Below are 22,856 nucleotides of genomic sequence, written 5' to 3' on the forward strand. Positions count from 1 at the left end.
GATGCATAAATTTATTTAAGTGTGATTTATTTTACAATACTGGATTTTTAAGTTAAATTTTTAATTAAAAACAATAATTTAATTTTTATATAAATCTAATTTTTTATTTTAAAAATATTTCATCTGCTATAAAGACACTTCATCGTGTTGAGTATTGCTTTACTATTCGCTCGAATGTATGTTGCAAAGTGTATCTTTTTGTAACTGCTTTGGAGACGGCTTTGCGAATCACGAAGGGTTTTACCTTGATTGAACTCATGGTGACGATTGCGGTGTTGGCCATTGTTGCGATGATGGCTGCTCCTTCTTTTGGGAATATTATAAAAAAACAACAGTTGAATACTACTGCTAAAGATCTTGCATATTTATTTGGTCAGGCCCGTGCCCAGTCTGCGGCACTGCGAAAACAAGTAACCATTAAATTTACGGCTGGTACCAATGATGCAACTACATTGTATTGGACCTCCAAATATAATCATATCAGTCTTACAAGTGATACTACAGATGTAGTATTTGAACCCATAGGGCTGGTTACTAAAAGAAATAAGCAAATTAATAATCCAGCTTTTAATCCACTTTTACCTGAAAACAACACGACTAATCCTAAAAAAATTGATCAGGTAGTCCCGCTGATCTTTACTTTATGTAGCACCCGGTTGGCAACCTCAAAAGAGATTAATATTTCTAAGACAGGGGTGATTGAAAAGATTGAAGATAAAGCAGGAGCATGTTCATGATCAGATCACAATATGGTGTCGGGCTGATAGAAGTTCTGGTTGCGCTATTTATTTTAGCTATAGGGGTAATGGGGTTCTCAGTCCTACAACTACGTGCATTACAGGCAATGACAGAAGCAACAGATCGTACTATGGCCATGACAGTCGCCCGGGATTTAACTGATCGAATGCGGATTAATCGTCTAGCACTGAGTGATTATGTAACTGCAATCAATACCAAACAGACAGAGACAGATTGTTTAGGAAGTACGTCTACTTATGTTCCTGCATGTAATAGCCAGAAAATAGCAAAATATGATGCAACCCAGCTTTTAAGTAAAGCAGAAAGCCTCGGACAGACAATTGTTATGAAAACATGTGATGGAAGCAGTCGTACTTGTATTTATATTTCTTGGGGAAAAACAGCGATTACAAAAGATGATGTATCCACTTGTATGATAAATGGTGTTTATAAGGTGAATGCACAGTGCCTAGTTATGGAGGCATATTAATCATGAAGCAGCAATTTGGTTTTACACTTGTTGAACTGATGATTTCCATGGTAATAGGACTGCTCATTACGGCCGCAGCCATACAGCTTTATATTACTGCTCAAAAAAATATAGCCATACAACAAGGTGCAGCTAACTTACAAAATAGTGCCAGTTTTGGTTTGGAATATATGCTGCGTAATATACGTCTTGCCAATTTAAATTCGGGTAAACCTATTATAGATCCTTCAATATTACATGGGGGAGTTGTTTTAAATAAGGTTAATCTGAGTACAAATTCTACTTTTCAGATTACAGGGGCTGATGCAGGTAATAATTTGATGACAACTGGTAATGTTGGGCCCTCGAATTTGCAAGGGTTGAAAAGTGATCAATTGGTAATTCAATACCGTAATACTGTCAATAATAGATATAACTGTGAGGGTACTGAAATTGCACCTAATGTATATGTGATAGAACGTTATTTTTTACGTGCAGACACTAAGGTAAATAATGACCCGAATACTGCTTTAGCTTTGGCCTGTAAGGCGACTACTTATTCCGGTGATAATGATTCTAAGCTTGATAATTTAAATGGAAATGGTGAAATTATCATTCCTCGAGTTGATCATTTGCATATTTTACTGGGTGTAGCAAGTGATACGATTGATGCCACCAAATCACCTGCTGCAACAGGTCAGGATGGGGTGCTTGATCGTTTTGGTTATATTAGTATTCCTGATTATTTAGCTTTAGTGAATAAGCCTCAGATTGTGTCTCTGCAATTGGGAATGTTAGTTCGCTCACCTGATAGAGTTGGGAATAACGGCTCTGTTGATCCAAATAAAAGCTACCAGATTTTTGGTCTGAATAAACCCTTAATTGCTAATAGTAAGAATAATTTATATATGAGACAAGTCGTAACTCAAACAGTTGCGCTAAGAAATGGGTTTGGTATTCAGGAGCTTCCGCGATGAAAGCTTTATCTACGCAGCGTGGAGCAACCTTAATCGTTGTTCTGGTCATGCTTGTTCTTTTAACCCTGATTGGAACTTGGGCAATTAGAGGAAGTTTAACTTCTTTAAATATTGCAACAAATGCTCAAGCGCAAGCTCTACTGCAACAAGCATCTGATGCCATATTCTTTAGCCTTGAAAACCAGACCTCCAATGATTTGACTTTGGCAAATATGCGGATTGGGGATGGAATGTTGGCCTATGTATTAAGGCCAGAAAATAAGGCAAAAGAACTCGTGTTTTGTATGCGCGGGGGAGATGCCAATACTTTAGAGGGGAGCCGTAATGCCAGTGTGGTCTATTGGGAAGGTACCCAAATTAAAAATACTCAACTTGGCACGATTGGTTTTTGTAAGATTTCCCGTAAAGCAGATTTTATTAGTGGTCGTTCGGCGGTAATGACTCGCGTTGGTATTCGGGCAGATAGTTCTGGATTGGACTGGGAGCATATGTTAGAGGGAGATGATCCAATGCAATCAAAAACTCAGCAAATCCAGAAAGTAGCAGTGAATGTGATCTCGATTATTCCAAATTTAAGTGAAAGTTCGGCAACAGATATCCAGAATTGTTTATCTAATTACACCAGTTTTTATGATTCTATGGCAACAAACAAGACGGTAGCAGAATGCCTGAAAGAACAAAATGTTCCTTATAGTGATCAAGAAATGCAATACACCCTTAGACCTGTGAAGGGAACATCGTAGAGGAGTTTCAATAATGAAAAATATAGAAAATAAAATGGATATGACACCATTTCCCAAAAAAACGATGGTCTCCAAATTTAAGGTGGCAGGAATTTGCGCAGCATTAACGACATTATTATGTAGTGTATTACCGACCAGTTACGCCAGCGATATTGAGATTTATAAAGTTCCTGAAGATAGTGTGGGTAATACTACGCTGATGATGATGCTGGATTTGTCGGGAAGTATGGGGTATGGAGTAGGATACAATAATACATCCATGAGTATTCAAGAGGATTATAGTGTAGTGAGTGCTAATGGCACTTTAATCTCAGGGGTTTGTCACGGTTCTAGAGATAATGTTAAATCAGATACAACCACGACCTCTTATTATACTCGTTATTATTGTGAAGTTCCTTCAAGTACTTCAAATCAAAAAGTAACAGGGTATTGGTATCCAAATGTAACTGATCCAGATAGAAAATGGGTGGCAGGTTGTGAGGCTCAAAAGAATGCAGCGGAAGGAGTTACAGGCTACCGTTGTTACGACCGCTTAACTCGATTAAAAGATGGTTTGCGTCAGGTACTTGAGGGAACAGCAACTGTGCCGCGAGTTAATGATCGTATTGTTATGGGGTTGGCAACTTTTGCCGGTAGTAATGGTTTTGTTCGTGTCCCTGCTAGACCACTCGATGAAGTAATTCGATCATATAAAGTGATGGAAACTTCTTGGGAAAATGAGGAATATCAGGAACTTGTGACGGTTGGTACTGCAATGGAAGCATATACCTTTGCGAAACCTCGTTGGATACAATATATTACTACGACACCAGGTAAAACATGCGAGTGGTGGCAATTTTTTTGTACTCCAACTGCACCTAGTACAAAAACTTATTATCAAACATGTACTTGGAATATGCCCACCTCGACATGTAATTGGAGTAGTGCAACCGAAACAGTGCCTTCAGGGTTTAAAAATACATTGTCATATAATGTCTGTACACAAGGTAATAATAATACGTGTAAGGAGTTTTATGAAGATGCAACCGGGACTAGAGAAGTTCCGTTAACAGAATGGCAAACTAAAACTAGACAAGTACAAAAACAGCGTGAAGTGACTAAAAATGTAACCCAGCGTGATCTTTTACTAGAAACAATTAAAGATTTACAGGCAAATGGAGGAACACCTACACCTTATGCCTATGCTGAGGCAGCTGCTTATTTATTGGGTACGAACACCAGTATTAGTGATTATAATATCCTTTATTATCAATCCTTGGGAAATAGACGTACTGCTTCTAACAATAGAAATAATAATAGATGTACCTCTGTAATAAATAGCTATCAAAAATTTCAAAAACCAGATGGAACACCTATGATAATGCGCTGGTGTAATCATGATAACCCTAACAATTGGACACCCCCAGTAGGATCAACTAGTTTTATTTATGGACGTGATAATGGTGGTTATGATCGTGAAGTATTTTATAATGCAGGTGAGCCTGAATCCGCTACAGTATCAGATGGTGCCACCTATTCTGGCTTTTCAACCTCAGTCAGTGATTCTATAGCTAATTCTAATTATGCTACCCCTGTTTCAATAACTAGTCAAAAAACCAATACAGCTAAACGCGAATGTAGTGGTCAGGGCATTTACTTTTTGACAGACGGGCAACCGCAACCAGGGGGGTGGGCTATCGGTGATGACGGAAAGAGTGGTACGGCTTATGCCTTGATGAAGCAAGCTCTAGGTACCAACGGTAGTGATTTTAGTTGTTCTACGAGTCCTTTAGGTAAAAGGGCAGGCTATGATACACCTGAAAATGGTTGGGCGTGTGTTGGTAAACTTGCCCAAGCCTTATTAGATCCAGCACAGAATCCAACAGGATTGAAGATTCAAACGGCAGTCGTGGGTTTTGGAAGTAGCTTTGGTGCAGGTGGTATAGAGTCTGATGACGTCAAAGATGCTAAAGACTGGGGCGTGGTTGGAGATGGGGGGTGGATCGCAGGCTCAAGTCCCGAAGATGTTTCTAACAGTATTAATAAGTTTATTAAACAGTTAAATAAAGATATACCTTCTATGAGTACCGGTTCATCGACGATTCCGCTGGATGATTTGAATCCTGCAGTTGTCCAACCTTATTCTTATTTTCCGCAGTTTGAACCTAAAGTGAATCCAGTAGAGCGTCAGCAAATCTGGTTTGGTAACCTGAAAAAATTCTATGTAGTCAATAATGGAGTTTATGCAAGCAAAACTATTAGTGATTCAAATCTGGTGGTAAAGAAAAGTAAACTACAAGATTTAGCCGATATCTGGGCCAAATCTGGAGTTAACTATCCGGAAAATATACCGATCTTTAAAAAAGGTGGTGCTCTAAGTCAGTTGCCTATAGGTTTGGGTATCAATACAAATAGCGAACTCGCCACCGCAAGAACGCTTTTGACAGACTATAGTTATGATGGTACTAAACCTGTAGCAGAACAAGTCAGTCGCAATTTAAATCTGCTTAAAATTGATTATAATTACACAACCGATGCAAAAACAAAAACCGATAGCAAGTATTCAAGAGCTCTCATGAGTCTGCTGGGTTTTAATATTCCAAGTGACACTTCTACTACTGATCTGGACCTTTCTACCTCTACACCTACTGTAAAGCAAATGGGGAGTGTTCTACATTCCCGACCTATCCTGATCACTCAACAAGGTAAAGCTGTTGCGGTAAAAGACAGTACAACGGGTAAAATTAGTATTGGAAGTACAAACCGAGAGGATTATGTACTGTTTGGTTCGACCCAAGGGCTGGTACATGTCGTGAATGCCGACTCTGGTGTCGAAAAGTTTTCTTTTGTTCCTAAAGAAATTATAGAAAGCCAATCAGAAACATTTAAAAATGAAGGTGGAAGTCTGGCAGGTGGTAAAGATGCGCTTTATTATGGTATGGACGGTGAATGGACCACACATACTAACTATATTAGTAAAAGTGATGGAACTTTAACTGTAAAAGGAGCTTCTCGTACTGACTTGGATGGTAATACTGAAAATCTGAGCGGTAAGCAATGGGCATATGGCGGAATGCGAATGGGTGGGCGTAGTTACTATGCACTTGATCTGACCGATATTAATAGCCCAAAAATTAAATTTCACATTGATCCAAGTACAGGCAAGGTTTATTCACAACAAACTCCTGCTGGTAAAGCCTACAGCGCAATTTCAAATATGGGACAAAGCTGGTCTAAGCCGAGTCTAGGTTATATTAACTGGCAAGGTAAACGTAGGCTCGTCATGATTGTCGGTGGCGGATATGATGCAGGTGGTAGTGATGGTGATGGTTTGAAGGTCAATGGGATCCGTACGGGTTATGCTGGATATGAAACCTACAATTACAAACAGGAAAATGCGACTTCAACTAATAAAAAAATTGGTGCAGGTGTGTATATGTTTGATGCTGACACGGGCGACTTATTGTGGAATGCAGATTCAAGTACAAATGTAGAACTAAAATACAGCGTTGCAAGTCAGATTCGTACCGTAGATCGCAATAATGATGGGATTATTGATCACTTATATTTTGGTGATCTTGCAGGCCAAGCTTTTAGAGTAGATTTTAAAAATGATGTTAGTTCAAATTTTACGGCTCAAGCTACTAGGATTTTAAATTTAAATCAAAGTAATGGTACAAGTCCGCGTTTTTATACAATGCCAGCATTTACAGCTCATTACAGTGCAGGCAGTAGCACAATTCATGGTGGCAATATTGTGGTAGTTACTTTTGTTTCCGGAAACCAGAGTTCTCCACTAGTAGGTACGACAGATTCTTCACAAAAGAAAGATCCTTTAGGTCTACAATATGATGCAGCCTACGCTATTTATGACTACGATATTTATCCGAGTACAGCTGAAGGGCGTTATCCAACTTCAAATATGCAAGCACGGACTCTGGCTGCCAGTTCAGCGACAACTCCAGTATCCACTCAGCTACGCTACATCAATGGCGTTACCACTACGACTACAGTCGATAAAAATAGTGGCTGGGGTGGCTGGTATTATGTATTTAACAAGAAGTTCGATAATAGTGAAGCTGCTGCAAACATTATTAAAGGTCTGATTCCTCCCATAGCATTAGAAGGGAGTTTATATGTTACACAGTATGATGCCTCTAATAATGGTACAACTTCCAGTTGTGGTGCTGGAGTCAAAGGACATAGTTTCACACAACGTTTATGTTTGCCTACGGGGGTATGTAAGCAGGACGCTAATTATACTTATAACCTGGGTTCAGGAATTGTAACTCTAAATGTGGGTAGTTCAGATAATGATCCTGATAAACGAAGTTTAGTGGTACCTGATCCAAATGATGTTTGTTCAGGTTCTAATTGTAGCCCGTGTAAAGGTGCAGCATGTGGAACAGGTGGAACAGGTGGAACAGGTGGGAAATTCTTAGAAACTGGCGGTTCTTTACGTTTTATTCCAAACCGATGGTATGAAAAGTATGCGCAATAAAAATTGGACCAAGCGAATATCTCAGCAGGGATTTACATTAATTGAATTAATGATTGTGATTGTAATTGTGGCAATCCTTGCCGCAATTGCAATTCCAAGTTATCAGAGCTACGCTCGAAGAGCCATAGCTGGTCAGGCACAGCAGGAAATACAAAAGCTGGCAGAGCAGTTAGAGCGTCATAAAGGTAAAAATTTTAGTTATTTAGGATTTGAACCTAGCTATCTCTATAAAGATAATAGCGACAATATTATTGGTTATAGTACAACTAATGCGCAATTAAACCTGCCGTTAGAGAGTACAGGGGCAGCAGTTAAATATATTATTTCAATTCGGGATGGGATAAATAACACAAAACTACTAACTGATACGACTGCTTTAGGACAAAGATGGGTCATTAAAGCAGAAAGCCGGGATCCTAAAAATTTTACCTTTCTTATGACAAGTACAGGGGTCCAGTGTAAAAATACTACTCAAGCAAATGTATCTTACACAGGGTGTGGAACTGGGGGGGAGAACACATGGTAAGAAATCGATCAGGATTTACGCTTATTGAATTAATGATTGTGGTGGCCTTAATTGCTATTCTCGCTGCCATAGCATTCCCTTCTTATCAGGAACACGTAAGAAAAACAAAACGTACAGAAGTACAAGCTGAATTAATCGATATAGCAAGCAGATTGCAGCAGTATAAATTGACCAATTTTAATTACAAAGTAAATTCAACTACTGCGATTGATTTAACCAAGGTCGGTTTTTCTTCGACTACACCTTCATCTCAGAATGGGTTATATACAATTAATTTAAGCTTTAATACAGCAGCAACTAGTTGGATATTAAATGCTATACCTATTACAAGCGAAAGTCAGAAAAATGACGGAATAAGTTGTTTAGATGATACGGGGCAGCGTTACTGGTCTAAAGGAACATCAACTGCAGCAGCATGTAGTAGTGCTTTAGCAGTAACCTCCAACTGGGACGGTCGCTAAATATAAATTCAAAACTGTGGGTAACTTTAATTTGATCTTCCTTTCAAACCAAATATAAAGTAAAATATCGCCCTCTATGAAAGGGGTTTGAAATGTGTCGATGGTCGATACAGGGATAATCCGTAAAAACTATAAGGTTCTATCATGGTTGTAATTCGTCTTGCACGCGGTGGTGCTAAAAAACGTCCTTTCTATCAAGTAATTGTTACTGATAGCCGCAATGCGCGTGACGGTCGTTTCATCGAACGTATTGGTTTCTTTAACCCTACAGCTCAAGGTAAAGCAGAAAAACTTCGTTTAGATGCTGATCGTTTTGCTCATTGGGTTTCTCAAGGCGCTCAACCGTCTGAACGTGTTGCTTCTTTAGCTGCTCAAGCTAAGAAAGCTGCAGCTGCTGCATAATTTTTGCGAATTAGGTAGTAGATTGCCCATGACACCAACACAGAATGTTCCCGAAGATCGTATTCAGATTGGACAGTTACGTTCAGCATATGGATTAAATGGGTGGCTCTGGATCTATTCCAATACAGAACCTATGAGCAACATCTTTGATTATCTTCCTTGGTACATTGAGACCAAAGAAGGTTGGCAAAGTGTAGATGTAAAACGTTGGAAACCGCATGGTAAAGGCTTGGTTGTTTCGCTTAAAGGTGTGAGTGATCGCACTGGCGCAGATAGCTTGGTTGGCATGAATGTTTGGATTTCAAAATCGCAAATTCCGAAAGCAGGCATGGATGAGTTTTACTGGACAGATTTGAAAGGCTTAGTTGTATTGGGTCTAGATGATGCTGAACAAGAAGTAAACCTCGGTAAAATCCATGAAATGTTTGAGACAGGTGCAAACGATGTGATGGTGGTTCACGCAACACCAGACAGCGTTGATGCTGAAGAGCGTATGATTCCATGGCATAAAGATGTGGTACAACGTGTTGATCTTGAAGCTGGTCGTATTTACGTTAATTGGGGCGTAGATTACTAATCCTTTAAGGATGAACGCATTTCTGAAAATAGAGGAATCTGCGATGTTTTTTGCAGTGATTACGCTTTTTCCTGAAATGTTTGAAGCGATTACAGCCTACGGTATTAGCGGGCGTGCAGCAAAACGTGATTTGATACAAGTGACTTGTATTAATCCACGAGATTTTGCAACGGGCAACTATAAAAGAGTGGATGAACGTCCATTTGGTGGTGGTCCGGGTATGGTGATGATGGCTGAGCCTTTGTCTCAAGCAATCAACCATGCCAAAGAGCTTGCAGCGCAAGCAGGATGTGTTCAGGTTCCTGTGGTGTATATGTCACCGCAAGGAAAAACCTTAAATGAAACTGCGGTTAAACAATTCGTTGAATATGATGGATTGATTGTACTGTGTGGACGTTATGAAGGTGTCGATGAACGTTTAATCCAGACTTATATTGATCAGGAATGGTCAATTGGAGATTATGTTTTATCGGGTGGCGAGCTTCCTGCGATGGTTTTATTGGACAGTATTATTCGGAGGCTTCCGAATGTCATGTCTGATGAGCAATCACACGTTCAAGACTCATTTGTGGATGGTCTTTTAGATTGCCCGCAATATACCAAGCCAGATCATTTTGAAGGTTTGGATGTGCCTGAGGTGTTAAAATCTGGGCATCATGCAAATATTGAAAAATGGCGGTTTTTGCAACGCTATCAGCGTACACTTGAGCGCCGCCCAGAGTTGGTGGAACAAGTCGAACTGACCAAGCAGCAGAAAAAATGGCTCAAAGATTCGAATATTTAATTTTTAAATGTTCTTTAAATCAGCTTTTTATGCATTGAAGTGGTCAAGCATAAAGAGAAAGTTAAATGGGTAACATGCGCTTTAGCCTCTATACCCCGCGGAGATCAGACCTCTTCTGAGCCGCAATACCGGAGATACCCCATGAGCGGTAAGCATCCTTTAGTACAAATTATTGAAAACGCGCAATTAAGAACTGATCTTCCTGCATTTGCACCAGGTGATACTGTTATTGTTTCTGTAAAAGTAAAAGAGGGCGATCGTGAACGTCTTCAGGCTTTTGAAGGTGTTGTGATTGCGATTAAAAACCGTGGTATCAACTCTGCGTTTACAGTTCGTAAAATCTCTAGCGGTATTGGTGTTGAACGTGTTTTCCAAACACATTCTCCAATCGTAGCTAAAGTTGAAGTGAAACGTCGTGGTGACGTTCGTCGCGCTAAACTTTACTACCTACGCGAATTGTCTGGTAAAGCTGCACGTATCCGTGAAAAGTTACCAGCTCGTAAAGTTAAAGCTTCTTAAGTTTAGGCTAAAGTTAAGTTTTATCGTGAGTTAAAAAATGCGCCAATCGGCGCATTTTTTATTCTGACATTTTAGTCATCCACCATTTCAAAATTCATAAGTTACTAAATCATAAACCTTCAAGTTTTAAACGATTGGCATGTTGACGATATACAGAGACTGGATCAGGTGCAAAGATATTACGTAAGCCCAGTACTTGATTGACTTCATCCAGATGATTCCAGTTGTAGTCATCTCGAATGGTTTTACCAAATTTTGCACTACAGCGTGGTACTAAACCATCGTTATCTTTACCGTCATTAATCATCAGACTAGTGAGTTTTAATGCTGAATCTGGGTCGAGTAAATTGGTTACTGTCCCTACACCCGTAAATGAATAAAAGTGCATACCATTTTGTTGATAATCACCTTCGCTACATGCACTTTTAGGTAAACCTTGAGGGAATTTTGCATTAAATTGATCCATGCCTGCCAAGGTTAAACTTCTGCCGCTGGCCAGTGAATCATGAGGAAAACTTTTGGGATCAAGCCCTTGAGCCAATGTAATAAATTTAGATAACACATTCACTGCGCCTACAAGTGGTGCTTCAATAACCGTGTCTTCGGCTTTTAAAATGAGATCAGCCACACCTGAGCCTTTATTCGGGCCGGCCACAGAGGTTACAGACGCAATTTTATTTGGAATCACACCTGCTGCATAGCGGCTTGTTGGGCCACCATGTGAGTGACCAATCAAATTGACTTTTGTAGCACCAGTTAAAGCAATAATTTCTTCAACTTGCTGGACCAATTGTTCACCACGAACTTCAGTTGAGTTAAAAGGTGAAACACGTGTAGCCCAAACATTACCACCGTTACGTGCTAAATCAGGTAAAATTTGATACCAATAGTCGAGCCCTAAATCATCTGTACCAATGCGAACAAAACCAGACATCCCGTGGTTAAACACAATCGGGTATTTGGTTTGGGCATAGTTATTGCTAGCTGTTGCTGTAATTTGAGAGACATTCGATGCGTGTACTGAGCTCAGTAGACTTGCTGCGAACAGGCTTGTAAACAATCGTCCATATTTCATATATAACATCCTTAAGATTTTCTATTTTTAGTTCTTGGTCTGACAATTTTTTTTGTCAATTTAATTAAGCATTAGATGAAAATGAAAACAAGAGTAAACTGACGAATAGAGGCTAAAAAAAATCAAAAACACCAGCACTTAGTCGAATTGTTTCGATATTCGCGAGAAGGGCTATTGTGGAATTCATTGCGGGAATGATTGCAAAAAAATAGAGACTATCCACTATGAATAGTCTCTATTGGATTTATAAACCCTGAAGTTTTAGACGATTTGCATGTTCACGATAAACTTGAACTGGACTAGCTGAAAATACGCCTCTTAGACCAAGTAATTGATTCACTTCATCTAAGTGATTCCATTGATGATTATCACGAATCACTTTACCAAAGCGAGAAGAACAACGACCTGCGACACCATCACCCTCACCTGCAAAAACAGATGAACTCATCATGCCATAGTCACTAGGGTCTAGTGCTGTATTGAAAGCAGAATTCCCCATGAATGAATAATAATAAGTTCCATTCACTTGATATGCACCTTCTCCGCAACTGCTTGTAGGTACACCATTGGGAAATTTTTGATTAAATTCGAGTGATTTTTCAGTCCCTAGAGCTTGTAATGCAGCCTTAGCGTCATAAGGAAATACATTTGGGTCTAATCCCGAGGCAAAAGTAATTACAGGTGATACTAATATGTCAAAGAGCGCACGAGCGGGTAGTTCTAAAATTCCACCAACAAGAACACCTTCCAATGTATCCGCTACTTTTGCACCTTTATTACCGGAACCGATGGTGGTTACAGAAGATACTTTATTGGGAATTACTCCAGCGACATAACGGACAGATTGTCCACCATGGCTATGACCGATCAAATTTACTTTACCCTTACCAGTAATAGCGAGTATTTCTTCAACTTGGCTCAGCATCTGCTCACCCCGAATTTCACTTGAATTCATGGTGGAAACACGCGTTTCCCAGATATTTGCACCGTTACGAGCAAGGTCGGGCGCAATTTGGTAGAAATAATCAACGCCAACGATGCTACCGAAACCAAATAAACCATGTGCTAACACAATAGGATATTGAGTTTTAGCATATTGAGCATAGGCATCTGGTGCTGTATTTTGTACAGCAAGATCTTTAATGGATTGAGATGCTTGAGTTCCGCTACATAATGCTGAGAGTGATAAAAGGCCAGTAAATACAACTTTATACTTCATATGAAACTCCTTGATTTTATTTTTTTTAGATGAATCCTCTCACCTTGATTTGATTATAAAGAAATTTTATAAAATATGTATAAAATGTGATGAGGTATACCAAATTAAATGTAACTGAGGGTTTTGTATGTAAATTGAAAAATCCAATGATGTTTAAAAGGTATAGTCATCTCTGAAGGGATCTATAGAACTTTTTATTCTATCTAACACGTTTTTATAGCGGGTTACAGTCTTTATAGCTACAGGCGATTTATGTGCTGACGCTAAATATCCACCTCATCAAAATGATTGTCTTGATAGTTATCTCGGGTCGCTTTGTTGAGCTTGTTGCTCCATGGTCTAACCGGTCCGACATGGAGTATCCACTCAGTAGTAGGGCCGAATGAGGTTAGTCGCATATCTGGATTAAGTAAGTGGGTGTTATTTGAGATTTAAGTCTCGAATAAAAATTAAAACCACTTTAATAGAAAAAAGAGCAATTTCAGTTTACAAAATTACTCTTTTTCCAATTGCACTTAAACGAATATGGCACTTTAAACACAGATCTTAGACCAAAGAAAAATCCTATAATCCTTGAAGTTTCAAGCGATTGGCATGCTCACGGTAAACTTGAACTGGATCTTGAGAGAATAAACCCCGTACACCTAAGATCTGGTTCACTTCATCGAGGTGATTCCAGCGATAGTTATCTCGAATATTTTGACCAAATCGAGCACTGCATACAGGAACTAGACCATCGTTAGCTCCTTCTTGACCCACAATGACTGAAGCGATTTGCATGATATAGTCAGATGGATCCATCGTGCTATTAAACGGTGAATTACCTGTGAATGAGTACAGTCGCATACCATTTTCGTTATAGGCACCTTCACCACAGGCAGTTTTTGGAATACCCGCAGGGAAGCGCTGATTAAATGCAATCGCACCTGAAGTCGATAAACTTCTCGCTGAAGCCAAAGAGTCGTGAGGGAATGCGTCTGGATTTAAACCCTGTGCCCATACAATCGCACCTGATACAAAATTCACGACTGATGCCAACGCCAAATCTACACTTGTACCTTCAGTTTTTAAAATGAAATCTGCCATAGGTGAGCCTTTATTCACTCCAGCCACCGTAGTCATAGACGCAACTTGTGTAGGAATAGTGCCGCCTACATAGCGAATAGAATGTGCGCCTTGACTATGACCAATCAAGTTCACTTTTTCTGCCCCAGTAATGGCAAGTACATCTTCAACTTGTTGTAGCAGCTGCTCGCCACGGACATCATTGGAGTTAAATGGTGAAACGCGGGTTGCCCATGCATTTGCACCATTACGCGCTAGATCTGGCAAAATTTGATGCCAGTAATCTAAGCCGAAACTTTCAGTGCCAAGTCGAATGAATCCTGTTAAACCATGAGCAAAAACAATAGGATATTTGGTCTTTGCGTAGTTTGAAGTGACAAATTTGGCATCCGCTTTTTGTGGTTGTGTCGAAGTGTTTGCATAGCTAGAAGTGATGCCAATACTTGAGATTAGGGTTGCGATTAAAAGTCCGTTTTTCATGAATTTTCCTCGTCTATTTTTATGATTCTTTACATAATTTAGTGCGAAAACGAGTATATAGTCATATTTTTGCTGTTGCATGATTAAGCGACCAATGGTTAACGCTTTTTTATGCAGAGATTTGTTAAAAATGGAAAACTGTAGTTATTTTAAAGTACTTCGTAAGCTCTAATTGAATAAAAGGGGTGGAAAGGATTTTTATCTTTGACCTCCTTTGACCTCCTTTGACCTCCTTTGACCTCCTTTGATCCCAGCTTATATCAGCAAAATGCCATCCTAAGGGATGGCATTTTTAATTCGAACTACAGTGAAAGCTAGAGACTTTATAGTCCTTGTAGTTTTAAGCGATTTGCATGTTGGCGGAACATCGCCACTGGGTCTGGTGCAAATAGACCTTTTAAGCCGAACATCATATTGGCAAGATCCGTGTGATTGAGGTTGTAGTCATCACGAATCACTTGACCCAAGTGAGTACTACAACGCGCCACCATACCATCATTGTCTTTGTTGCCATAAGCTAATGGACCAAGTTGCATCAAAATGGTGTCAATATCGAGTAAGTTTGTGGTTTGTGCGACACCGCCCCAAGAGTAGTAATAGATACCATTTTCAACTTTCGCACCAGTTTTATTGCAATCCGATGCCAAAGCAGTCGTTGGATAGCGTGCATTGAATTTTGTAGAACCTGCTTCAGAAAGCGATGCCATAGACGCATCAAAACTCAGTGGCATATCTGGGCGACCTTCTGCCCATGTAATCAATGGCGGTACGATGTAATCGCCTAAAATATTGAAGATTGCACGCGTTGCAGTATTGCTTTGAATTTTATCTGCTACTTGTGAACCGCGGAATGTACCGCCTACGCCAGTTGCTGAAGCGACATATTCTGGTTTGACTGCTGCAACATAACGAACCGTAGGTCCGCCATGGCTATGGCCGATTAAGTTGACTTTGTTTTTGCCTGTCAGTGCAATCACTTCTTCCACCTGAGCAATCAATTGCTCACCACGGAATTCTGTGGTGTGTGCTGGTGAGATTTGTGCAGCAAATACAGTTGATCCATTACGTGCCATATCGGGTAGGATCTGGTACCAATAATCGATATTAAAACTGTCATTGCCGATTCGAGACCAACCTAGCCAACCATGAGTCATCACAATTGGGTATTTGGTTTTGGCATAATCAGATTTTGCAGTTTCTTTTATCTGTAAAATTCCCGCAGCTGCTTGAGTTTCTACAACTGAACCGAAAGATAGCGCAGTGATGATCCCCAACATCGCTATTTTGGTTTTATTCAAGTTTTTTTTCATATGCATTCCTTGAGCAATTTATTTTTAAATTTTTCCTATGACTGCGTTTTAATCGCTCAACGGCAGTTTTCTTCCTTCATCATGAATTTTTTCAAAGGTTTCAATGCGTAATTGTTCTTGTGGATTGCTAAAATTTTTACTACGTAACTGTTGAATTGCGCTCTGCTTGGCAGAATCACTCATATTGCTTTTTACAATGCTGTCTCTTTCAGTTAAATACGAGCCAACACGTCCTTTCCATTGATTACGATCTGCATCTAATATTTCTAAACGTTGAGTCGCTTCAGGACCCACTAAATTGGTCCGCATTTGATGTAATTCTTCAGCACTACCACCGCGTGCTTTAATTTCAGCCGTCAGTTTTCTGAGGTCTTCAAGTTGTGACAGTTGTTTTAAATTCTCTTTCCAATCTTCAGGTAGATCTTTGAACAGCTCTTGCAGTTTTTGAGCTTTTTCAGCTTCGGTCAATTTTTTATTGTCTAACACTTCCATACGAGCAATGGTGTAATCGTTATAGGTATCTTCAATGCCAAAAAGTCCTTCAATTTCATAGTCAGAGAAGAATTTTTTACGCAGATTTTTCATATTATTAAAAATGGCTTTGTAATAACCCGCTTTTTCTTCATCTATATTGGGTTTTTCCAGATTGCCGAGTTGTTCACGATACTGCATATAACGCGACCATAAATCTGTCAGCTGAGATAGCAGCGGTTCGGTATAACTAGCATTGGCATAAGTGACAAAATCGGTTTTGATTTGCTGAATGTCTTTTTCACCATATTGAGTAATAAAAAACTCAAAACAGTTCTTAGTGGCTTCATTCACGATTAAACGATTTGATCCATCTATTTTCAGTTGGCAATTGATTTGAATGTCTTGTTGACTGGCACTGGCGAATGCTAAAGCTCCAGTTTTGGCTTGAGCAGCGATAGCAGTGCTGGACTCAACTTGATCGAGGGGGGAATGAGTAGCGTTAGATGCGTCTGAAGATACAATTGAATTGGGTTTGAGCCAATAAACTAAGGCAATCAGGACTGCAAAAATAAGCACAGCAAAAATCATCAGCATACGTTTTCGGTTTTGTTGCATTTCAAATCCTTTGAAATTTTTAAATTATTTTTCTATGGATTGGATAATTTGACATATTTTACTCAAAAATCAAAACTAAAATTTATAAAATAGACTGGGGTATTTGTTAAGATACGGCTTAATCCGTTACGAATGATCTCGAATGTCTGCTTCATCTTCCAAAATTGCTCGTCGTCGCCTTAGTGGTGTATTTTTGCTTAATAAACCTTTGGGAATCAGCTCAAATGCAGCCTTACAACGAGTACGTTGGTTGTTTAGAGCGGATAAAGGCGGGCATACAGGTGCTTTAGATCCTTTGGCATCGGGACTTTTACCCATTTGCTTGGGTGAAGCCACCAAGTTTTCGCATTATTTACTCGACTCAAATAAGCGCTACCTCACCACCATTCAGTTGGGTCATAGCACGACTACAGGTGATGTTGAAGGCGAAGTGCTATCGGAAGCAGATCTTCCAGCTTTGACTGAGCAAAGCATTCAGGCTGTTTTGGCGAAATTTATTGGGGACACCACCCAAATTCCACCGATGTACTCAGCGCTAAAAAAACAAGGTCGCCCGCTGTATGAATTGGCACGTCAAGGCATTGAAATTGAACGTGAAGCACGTCCCATTCACTTGTCTGCCATTGAATTGATCTCGTTTACAGCGCAGAGTATTACTTTAGATATTAGCTGCTCTAAAGGTACCTATATTCGTGTGGTCGGTGAAGATATTGCCAAAGCTTTAGGCACCTATGGACATTTGACCTATTTACATCGGATTCAAACGGGGCATTTTGCTTTAATTCCAGAATATACCATTGAGCACTTGGAAAGTCTGACCGAGCAAGAGCGTGAAGCATTGTTGTTGCCAGCTTATGCACCCGTCGATCATTTTCCAAAAGTGCAAGTCCCAGAAGGTCGTGCAGAATTTTTCAGTCGCGGTATGGAAAGTAATATCGAGCATGAAGCCGAAGCACAGGTTTTGGTTTTTGAAGGTGAGAAATGTTTAGGGCTTGCCGAAATTACCGATAAAAAACGTTTAGTGCCAAAACGGGTATTGAACCTCTAAAATAATTAACTGCTACTTTTTTTAAGATGAGAACAGGACATGGACGTCGAGATTATAATCAGCCTCATCTTCTTTGCTTTTTTTGCAGGTGCGATTGATGCTGCGGTGGGCGGTGGGGGTTTAATTCAGATTCCCGCATTAATGGGTGCGCTACCACATACCTCCGCGGCCACTATTTTTGGTACCAATAAACTTGCCTCGATCTGCGGTACAGCGTCCGCTGCATTTTCCTACTTACGTCAAGTGAAGCTTGAGTGGAAACTTTTAACGGTGATTGCGGTCACCGCATTTATCAGCTCTTTTTTGGGCGCAGCTTGTGTTTCAATGGTGCCACAGCAAGTACTCAGACCTTTTGTCCTGTTTATGCTGATTGTGATTGCCCTCTATACCTTTATGAAAAAGCAATTTGGACAGGTGCATTTTCAACAAGAACTCAGTCGAAAAATGCTAATTTTGGCAGGTGTGGGAGGATTGGCCATTGGATTCTATGACGGTATATTTGGACCGGGCACAGGCAGCTTTTTTATTTTCTTTTTTATTCGCTATTTGAAAGTTGATTTTTTACATGCGTCGGCATTGTCTAAAATAGGCAACTTCATGACCAATTTTGCAGCGCTGAGCTTTTTTGTACCAACAGGTCATGTGTTGTTTAGTTTGGGACTCATGATGGCGGTGGCCAATGTCTTGGGTTCATTGGTGGGCGTGAAAATGGCGCTCAAATACGGCAGCGGTTTTATTCGAATTCTGTTTCTGATTCTGGTCAGCGTACTGATTTGTCGTTTGGCTTATCAGATGTTTTTAATGTAACTCATTCTCAACATTAAACTTATTCATACAAATTGATGCAAGATTAGCCTGTGTTATTGGCTTTAGATTTCTTAAGATTGAGCCTTACACAGCGCATCATTGCGGCATTTTAAATGATGTGTTCTTTTATCCATTCTTAAAATAATGATCATAAAGCAGTCCAAAATAAGGAAGACCAATGAATATTTTTGAAGCATTAAGAGAAAGTCATGAGATTCAACGTGATTTGGCTGAAAAATTGGTACAAACCTCAGGGGACACACCTGAACGTCGTGAGTTATTTGATTTATTAAAAAATGAGCTGTTCGCACATGCTGTAGCAGAAGATCGTTATTTTTATATCCCGTTGATGATGACAGATTCAGGTCTGAATATTAGCCGTCATGCATTGGCTGAACATCATGAAATGGATGAGTTGCTTGAACAACTCACCGAAACTGAGTTTAGCAATCCGGGGTGGTTAGCTATTGCGAAAAAATTGTCGGAAACTGTGCATCACCATTTGCAGGAAGAAGAACATGGCTTTTTCCAACAAGCCGGAAAAATCTTGGAAGATAAAGAGAAAGAATCTTTGGCGAAAAAATACCAAAAAGAATACAGCAAATATAAGAAGATTGAAAAAGACAGCTTGGTCTAAATCAGTATTTAAAAAAGATGGCATCTGCCATCTTTTTTCATTTTAGATTGATCTAAAAAAAATGATCATTGCAAATTCTTCATGCGCTTGCTTGCGCTATACGTCACGCCAACAGATGCAAACATAATGCAAAACAATGCAACGGTTTGTAGCAGGTTAATGTGTTCTTTCAGCAGTAACCAACCTGCTAAAGCAGCCAATGCCGGAGATAAACTCGATAAGGTTCCATAACTTAATTTACTCAAGGTCTGAAGTGCTTTTAGATCGAGCGCATAGGGAATCGCAGTCGCGAGTAATGCGATCATTAACGCCTGTGGCCAATATTCAAATTGCATCAGCGCTGTTGAATTATGCACTGCACTAATGGGGAGTAACACCAGTGCAGAGAGCACAATTGCGATACTTAAGGCATGCATACCTATATTTTGACGTGCCACAATTTGAGCATAGTAAATATAAGCTGCCCAAAATAATCCCGCCCCTAGAGCCATTGCAGCGCCAAGATATGAGAAGTTACTTGCATTGGCATCTTGCCAAGGGATCATGAGTCCCACACCCAAGATTGCCAGAATCACCCAGAGGTAATCACCTCGATGTTGAATTGAAAAAAATGCCAACATTAAAGGACCAATGAACTCTAAACCGACAGCAATACCTTGAGGGAGTCGTCCAAGTGAAGCGTAAAACAATACATTCATGAGGCAGACTGAGCCGCTATAAAGCAGTAAGTATTTCCATTTTAGCTGAGGGAGTTTTTTAAGGATTGTCCATGATCGAAACATTAAAATGACAAGAATAGAGGCAAAGACTAAGCGAAGGGTCACCACGGTGAGTGGATCTAAAACCTCAAACAGTTGCTTGGCAAAAGATGCACTGATTTGATAAGCCACCATGGACAAAACCATGAATAAGACAGCAGTCAATTGAGTATTTGGCATGGTGAAAGAGTATTGGAATTATTGTTTAAATTTTAACATTGATTTAGCCTATGAAGCGGCGTAATTGCAGTGCTTCGACCGGGTTTTAACTTATTTAGATGCTATTCTTTGCTTGGCTTGCTGGGTAGTATAGGTACAACCCACAGATGCGCTAATGATGGTCATTAAGGCAAGCCATTGATTCCACAGTAACTGCTCACCCAAAAAGATAAAACCTGAAAGTGCAGCCACTGCAGGTTCAACACTCATCAATGTCCCAAAACTCAAAGCAGTTAAATTTCGAAGAGCAATCATTTCCAGGCTAAAGGGCAGCGCACTGGCAAGTACCGCAAGTGCCATAAAATAGACAAAATTTGAAGGTTCAAACACATGTAATGGAAAACCGCTGAACAGCGCCAAAGGTAGAAGTACCGCCGTACCAACGAACATGCCTAAGCAAACAGTATGATTACCTGAAACACCTGAGGGTTTCTGCCCTGCGACAATGTATAGCGCCCAGCACGCACCTGCAGCCAAAGCAAAGACAATTGCGAGTGGATCTAAACGTTGTGCGGCTTGGTCAAAAGGAAACAGTAAAATCAGTCCTAGTATGGCAAGTCCAACCCAGACAAAGTCAAACTTTTGCCGTGCATAATACAGCGCAACACTTAAGGGTCCAATAAACTCAAATGACACCGCAATGCCCAAAGGCAATCTGCTGATGGCGAGATAAAAAAGCAGATTCATCCCAGCCAAGGCAAGACCGTAGCTGAGAATGGCTTTCCATTTAATCTGCTGATAGGCAATCTGCCAAATTTTAAAAATCAGCGCCAAAATCACCGCGCTCAGTAACAATCGCATCGCGGAAACTGTGAGGATGGGGAACTGATTAAATAAGACTTTGGCCAGTGAGCCACTACTTTGTAAGCTGATCATTGCAATCAGCAGTAAAAATAGAGCCTGCACATGCGGCATACTTTTTAAATTAAGCATTGAGAGAGGCAACGGAGTTTGCACAAGCATGGGAGCCAGTTGTGTACATGCTTGAGCCATCGAACATGTACAGCACTGTACTGAAAGTAAAAAACCACAGCCGAAAAGCTGTGGTTTCAAACACTACAGAAAACTTAGAACAATACGCGCGCGCGGATTGTACCTTCAACATGAGAAAGCATATCTAAAGCTTCATGAGATGCTGTTGCATCGACGTCCATGACTAAGTAACCGACATCACCTTTGGTCATTAAAGACTGACCAGAAATGTTGATCCCTTGCTCTGCGAACAAGTTGTTAATTTTGGACAATACGCCTGGAATATTTTGATGAATGTGCAGTAAACGGTGTTTACCTTCAGTCAATGGCAATGCAATTTCAGGGAAGTTTACTGCAGATAAAGTCATACCTTTATCTGAATACGCAACGAATTTTTCTGCCACTTCAAGACCGATGTTGGCTTGCGCTTCCATGGTTGAACCACCCACGTGCGGGGTTAAAATCACGTTTGGCAAGTTACGTAGTGGAGAGACAAATTCTTCACCATTGGCTTTGGGTTCTTTCGGGAATACATCTACTGCAGCACCTGCAATATGACCCGATTTAATCGCATCTGCCAAGTCTTCAATCACGACACATGTACCACGTGCAGCATTTAAGAAGATCGAACCCTGCTTCATTTGAGCAAATTGTTCTTTGCCAAAGAAGTTGCGTGTAGATGGAACATCTGGCACATGAAGTGTCACCACGTCAGCAGTCGCAAGAAGTTCAGCCATAGTGCCAACTTGACGTGCATTCCCTAAAGGTAGCTTGGTCACTGCATCATAATAAATCACTTTCATACCCAAGCTTTCAGCTAAAACTGAGAGCTGAGAGCCGATCGAACCGTAACCGACGATACCTAAAGTCTTACCGCGTGTTTCAAATGAACCCACAGCAGATTTATTCCAACCGCCAATATGTGTATCTGCAGACTTTTCTGGTACACGGCGAAGTAGAAGAATGGTTTCTGCCAATACCAATTCAGCAACAGAACGTGTATTTGAATAAGGGGCATTAAATACTGGAATACCACGAATCATGGCAGCATTTAAGTTCACTTGATTGGTACCAATACAGAAACAACCCACAGCAATCAGTTTGTTTGCCACTTCAAAGACTTCTTCAGTCAATTGAGTACGTGAACGAATACCAATAAAGTGAGCATCTTTAACCGCTTCTTTCAACGCTTCACCTTCAAGCGCAGTTTTACGGTAGTCAATGTTGGTGTACCCAGCAGCGTTTAATGTATCAATCGCGTTTTGGTGAACGCCTTCTAACAACAAGAAACGAATTTTATCTTTAGGTAAAGAAAGATGTTGGCTCATTACGGCTCCGCTACAAAGGCCAAATTTAGTGGCGATATGATACCATACGTGAACGGTCTATATACATTTCCTTTATGACCAGAAGTATGCATGTTTTTGTCAGATTAGCAGCTCATTCTATTGAAGGTGGTCTAATTAACTACATCATATCTAACATACATTATCAAATAGTC

General features: G+C 40.1%; 22 protein-coding genes. 14 read left to right on the forward strand and 8 right to left on the reverse strand.

The annotated features are described in order from the left end of the window. The first annotated feature begins 188 nt into the window (after positions 1-188). From AMD27_RS01630 to rplS, 11 genes are all read left to right on the forward strand, one after another. Entirely contained in the window at positions 189-737 is a 549-nt protein-coding gene (locus AMD27_RS01630) for a prepilin-type N-terminal cleavage/methylation domain-containing protein (RefSeq protein ID WP_322843236.1), read from the forward strand. Beyond that, positions 734-1,228: a type IV pilus modification protein PilV gene (pilV, locus tag AMD27_RS01635; RefSeq protein ID WP_067655455.1), complete on the forward strand. Its 495-nt coding sequence runs from the start codon at positions 734-736 to the stop codon at positions 1,226-1,228. The genes AMD27_RS01630 and pilV overlap by 4 nt, the downstream gene beginning before the upstream one ends. Positions 1,229-1,230: 2 nt before the next feature. Further along, on the forward strand, positions 1,231-2,184 hold the full coding sequence (locus tag AMD27_RS01640) for a PilW family protein (RefSeq protein WP_067655458.1): 954 nt from the start codon (positions 1,231-1,233) through the stop codon (positions 2,182-2,184). Then, positions 2,181-2,927 (forward strand): PilX N-terminal domain-containing pilus assembly protein, encoded by a 747-nt coding sequence (locus tag AMD27_RS01645; protein ID WP_067655461.1) that lies wholly within the window; start codon positions 2,181-2,183, stop codon positions 2,925-2,927. The genes AMD27_RS01640 and AMD27_RS01645 overlap by 4 nt, the downstream gene beginning before the upstream one ends. Positions 2,928-2,940: 13 nt before the next feature. Beyond that, positions 2,941-7,407, forward strand: coding sequence for a PilC/PilY family type IV pilus protein (locus AMD27_RS01650; protein WP_067655464.1), 4,467 nt, complete (start codon positions 2,941-2,943; stop codon positions 7,405-7,407). Next, positions 7,388-7,933: a type IV pilin protein gene (locus AMD27_RS01655; RefSeq protein WP_081405900.1), complete on the forward strand. Its 546-nt coding sequence runs from the start codon at positions 7,388-7,390 to the stop codon at positions 7,931-7,933. The genes AMD27_RS01650 and AMD27_RS01655 overlap by 20 nt, the downstream gene beginning before the upstream one ends. After that, positions 7,927-8,394, forward strand: coding sequence for a type IV pilin protein (locus AMD27_RS01660; RefSeq protein ID WP_067655471.1), 468 nt, complete (start codon positions 7,927-7,929; stop codon positions 8,392-8,394). Before AMD27_RS01655 ends, AMD27_RS01660 begins: the two co-directional genes overlap by 7 nt. 144 nt (positions 8,395-8,538) lie before the next feature. Beyond that, a complete protein-coding gene (gene rpsP, locus AMD27_RS01665; RefSeq protein ID WP_067655474.1) occupies positions 8,539-8,796 on the forward strand; it encodes a 30S ribosomal protein S16 in 258 nt (85 codons plus the stop codon). 28 nt (positions 8,797-8,824) lie between these two features. Beyond that, on the forward strand, positions 8,825-9,373 hold the full coding sequence (gene rimM, locus AMD27_RS01670; RefSeq protein WP_067655477.1) for a ribosome maturation factor RimM: 549 nt from the start codon (positions 8,825-8,827) through the stop codon (positions 9,371-9,373). A 43-nt stretch (positions 9,374-9,416) separates the two neighbouring features. Continuing rightward, positions 9,417-10,157 (forward strand): tRNA (guanosine(37)-N1)-methyltransferase TrmD, encoded by a 741-nt coding sequence (gene trmD, locus AMD27_RS01675; RefSeq protein WP_067655480.1) that lies wholly within the window; start codon positions 9,417-9,419, stop codon positions 10,155-10,157. Between the two features lie 141 nt (positions 10,158-10,298). After that, the gene (gene rplS, locus AMD27_RS01680; protein ID WP_067655482.1) at positions 10,299-10,676 is read left to right on the forward strand and encodes a 50S ribosomal protein L19; all 378 of its coding nucleotides are present in this window, start codon (positions 10,299-10,301) and stop codon (positions 10,674-10,676) included. Between the two features lie 109 nt (positions 10,677-10,785). Here the strand turns inward: rplS and AMD27_RS01685 are convergent, their stop codons facing one another. From AMD27_RS01685 to AMD27_RS01705, 5 genes are all read right to left on the reverse strand, one after another. Beyond that, a complete protein-coding gene (locus tag AMD27_RS01685) occupies positions 10,786-11,751 on the reverse strand; it encodes a lipase family alpha/beta hydrolase (protein ID WP_067655485.1) in 966 nt (321 codons plus the stop codon). Between the two features lie 244 nt (positions 11,752-11,995). Continuing rightward, positions 11,996-12,970 carry a lipase family alpha/beta hydrolase gene (locus AMD27_RS01690; protein WP_067655488.1) on the reverse strand — a complete coding sequence of 325 codons (975 nt, stop codon included), beginning with the start codon at positions 12,968-12,970 and terminating at the stop codon, positions 11,996-11,998. A 564-nt stretch (positions 12,971-13,534) separates the two neighbouring features. Beyond that, a complete protein-coding gene (locus AMD27_RS01695; protein ID WP_067655492.1) occupies positions 13,535-14,515 on the reverse strand; it encodes a lipase family alpha/beta hydrolase in 981 nt (326 codons plus the stop codon). A gap of 323 nt (positions 14,516-14,838) precedes the next feature. Beyond that, positions 14,839-15,825 (reverse strand): esterase/lipase family protein, encoded by a 987-nt coding sequence (locus AMD27_RS01700; protein ID WP_067655495.1) that lies wholly within the window; start codon positions 15,823-15,825, stop codon positions 14,839-14,841. 48 nt (positions 15,826-15,873) lie between these two features. After that, the gene (locus AMD27_RS01705) at positions 15,874-16,914 is read right to left on the reverse strand and encodes a lipase secretion chaperone (protein ID WP_067655498.1); all 1,041 of its coding nucleotides are present in this window, start codon (positions 16,912-16,914) and stop codon (positions 15,874-15,876) included. Between the two features lie 142 nt (positions 16,915-17,056). On the opposite strand from AMD27_RS01705, the gene truB reads away from it, so the two are divergent. The 3 genes from truB to AMD27_RS01720 all read left to right on the forward strand — a co-directional run bounded on the left by truB (position 17,057) and on the right by AMD27_RS01720 (position 19,406). Next, positions 17,057-17,962 (forward strand): tRNA pseudouridine(55) synthase TruB, encoded by a 906-nt coding sequence (gene truB / locus AMD27_RS01710; protein ID WP_067655501.1) that lies wholly within the window; start codon positions 17,057-17,059, stop codon positions 17,960-17,962. Between the two features lie 39 nt (positions 17,963-18,001). Next, positions 18,002-18,769, forward strand: a complete 768-nt coding sequence (locus tag AMD27_RS01715) for a sulfite exporter TauE/SafE family protein (protein ID WP_067655504.1) — start codon at positions 18,002-18,004, stop codon at positions 18,767-18,769. Positions 18,770-18,947: 178 nt separating this feature from the next. Next, positions 18,948-19,406 (forward strand): hemerythrin domain-containing protein, encoded by a 459-nt coding sequence (locus AMD27_RS01720; RefSeq protein ID WP_067655507.1) that lies wholly within the window; start codon positions 18,948-18,950, stop codon positions 19,404-19,406. A 65-nt stretch (positions 19,407-19,471) separates the two neighbouring features. Here AMD27_RS01720 and AMD27_RS01725 read toward each other — a convergent pair whose 3' ends face one another. The 3 genes from AMD27_RS01725 to serA all read right to left on the reverse strand — a co-directional run bounded on the left by AMD27_RS01725 (position 19,472) and on the right by serA (position 22,683). Then, a complete protein-coding gene (locus AMD27_RS01725; RefSeq protein ID WP_067655510.1) occupies positions 19,472-20,344 on the reverse strand; it encodes an EamA family transporter in 873 nt (290 codons plus the stop codon). 90 nt (positions 20,345-20,434) lie between these two features. Further along, positions 20,435-21,316 (reverse strand): EamA family transporter, encoded by an 882-nt coding sequence (locus tag AMD27_RS01730; RefSeq protein ID WP_067662667.1) that lies wholly within the window; start codon positions 21,314-21,316, stop codon positions 20,435-20,437. Between the two features lie 134 nt (positions 21,317-21,450). Beyond that, on the reverse strand, positions 21,451-22,683 hold the full coding sequence (serA, locus tag AMD27_RS01735) for a phosphoglycerate dehydrogenase (protein WP_067655513.1): 1,233 nt from the start codon (positions 22,681-22,683) through the stop codon (positions 21,451-21,453). Positions 22,684-22,856: the final 173 nt, after the last annotated feature.

This window comes from Acinetobacter sp. TGL-Y2 (assembly GCF_001612555.1).
Lineage (GTDB): Bacteria > Pseudomonadota > Gammaproteobacteria > Pseudomonadales > Moraxellaceae > Acinetobacter.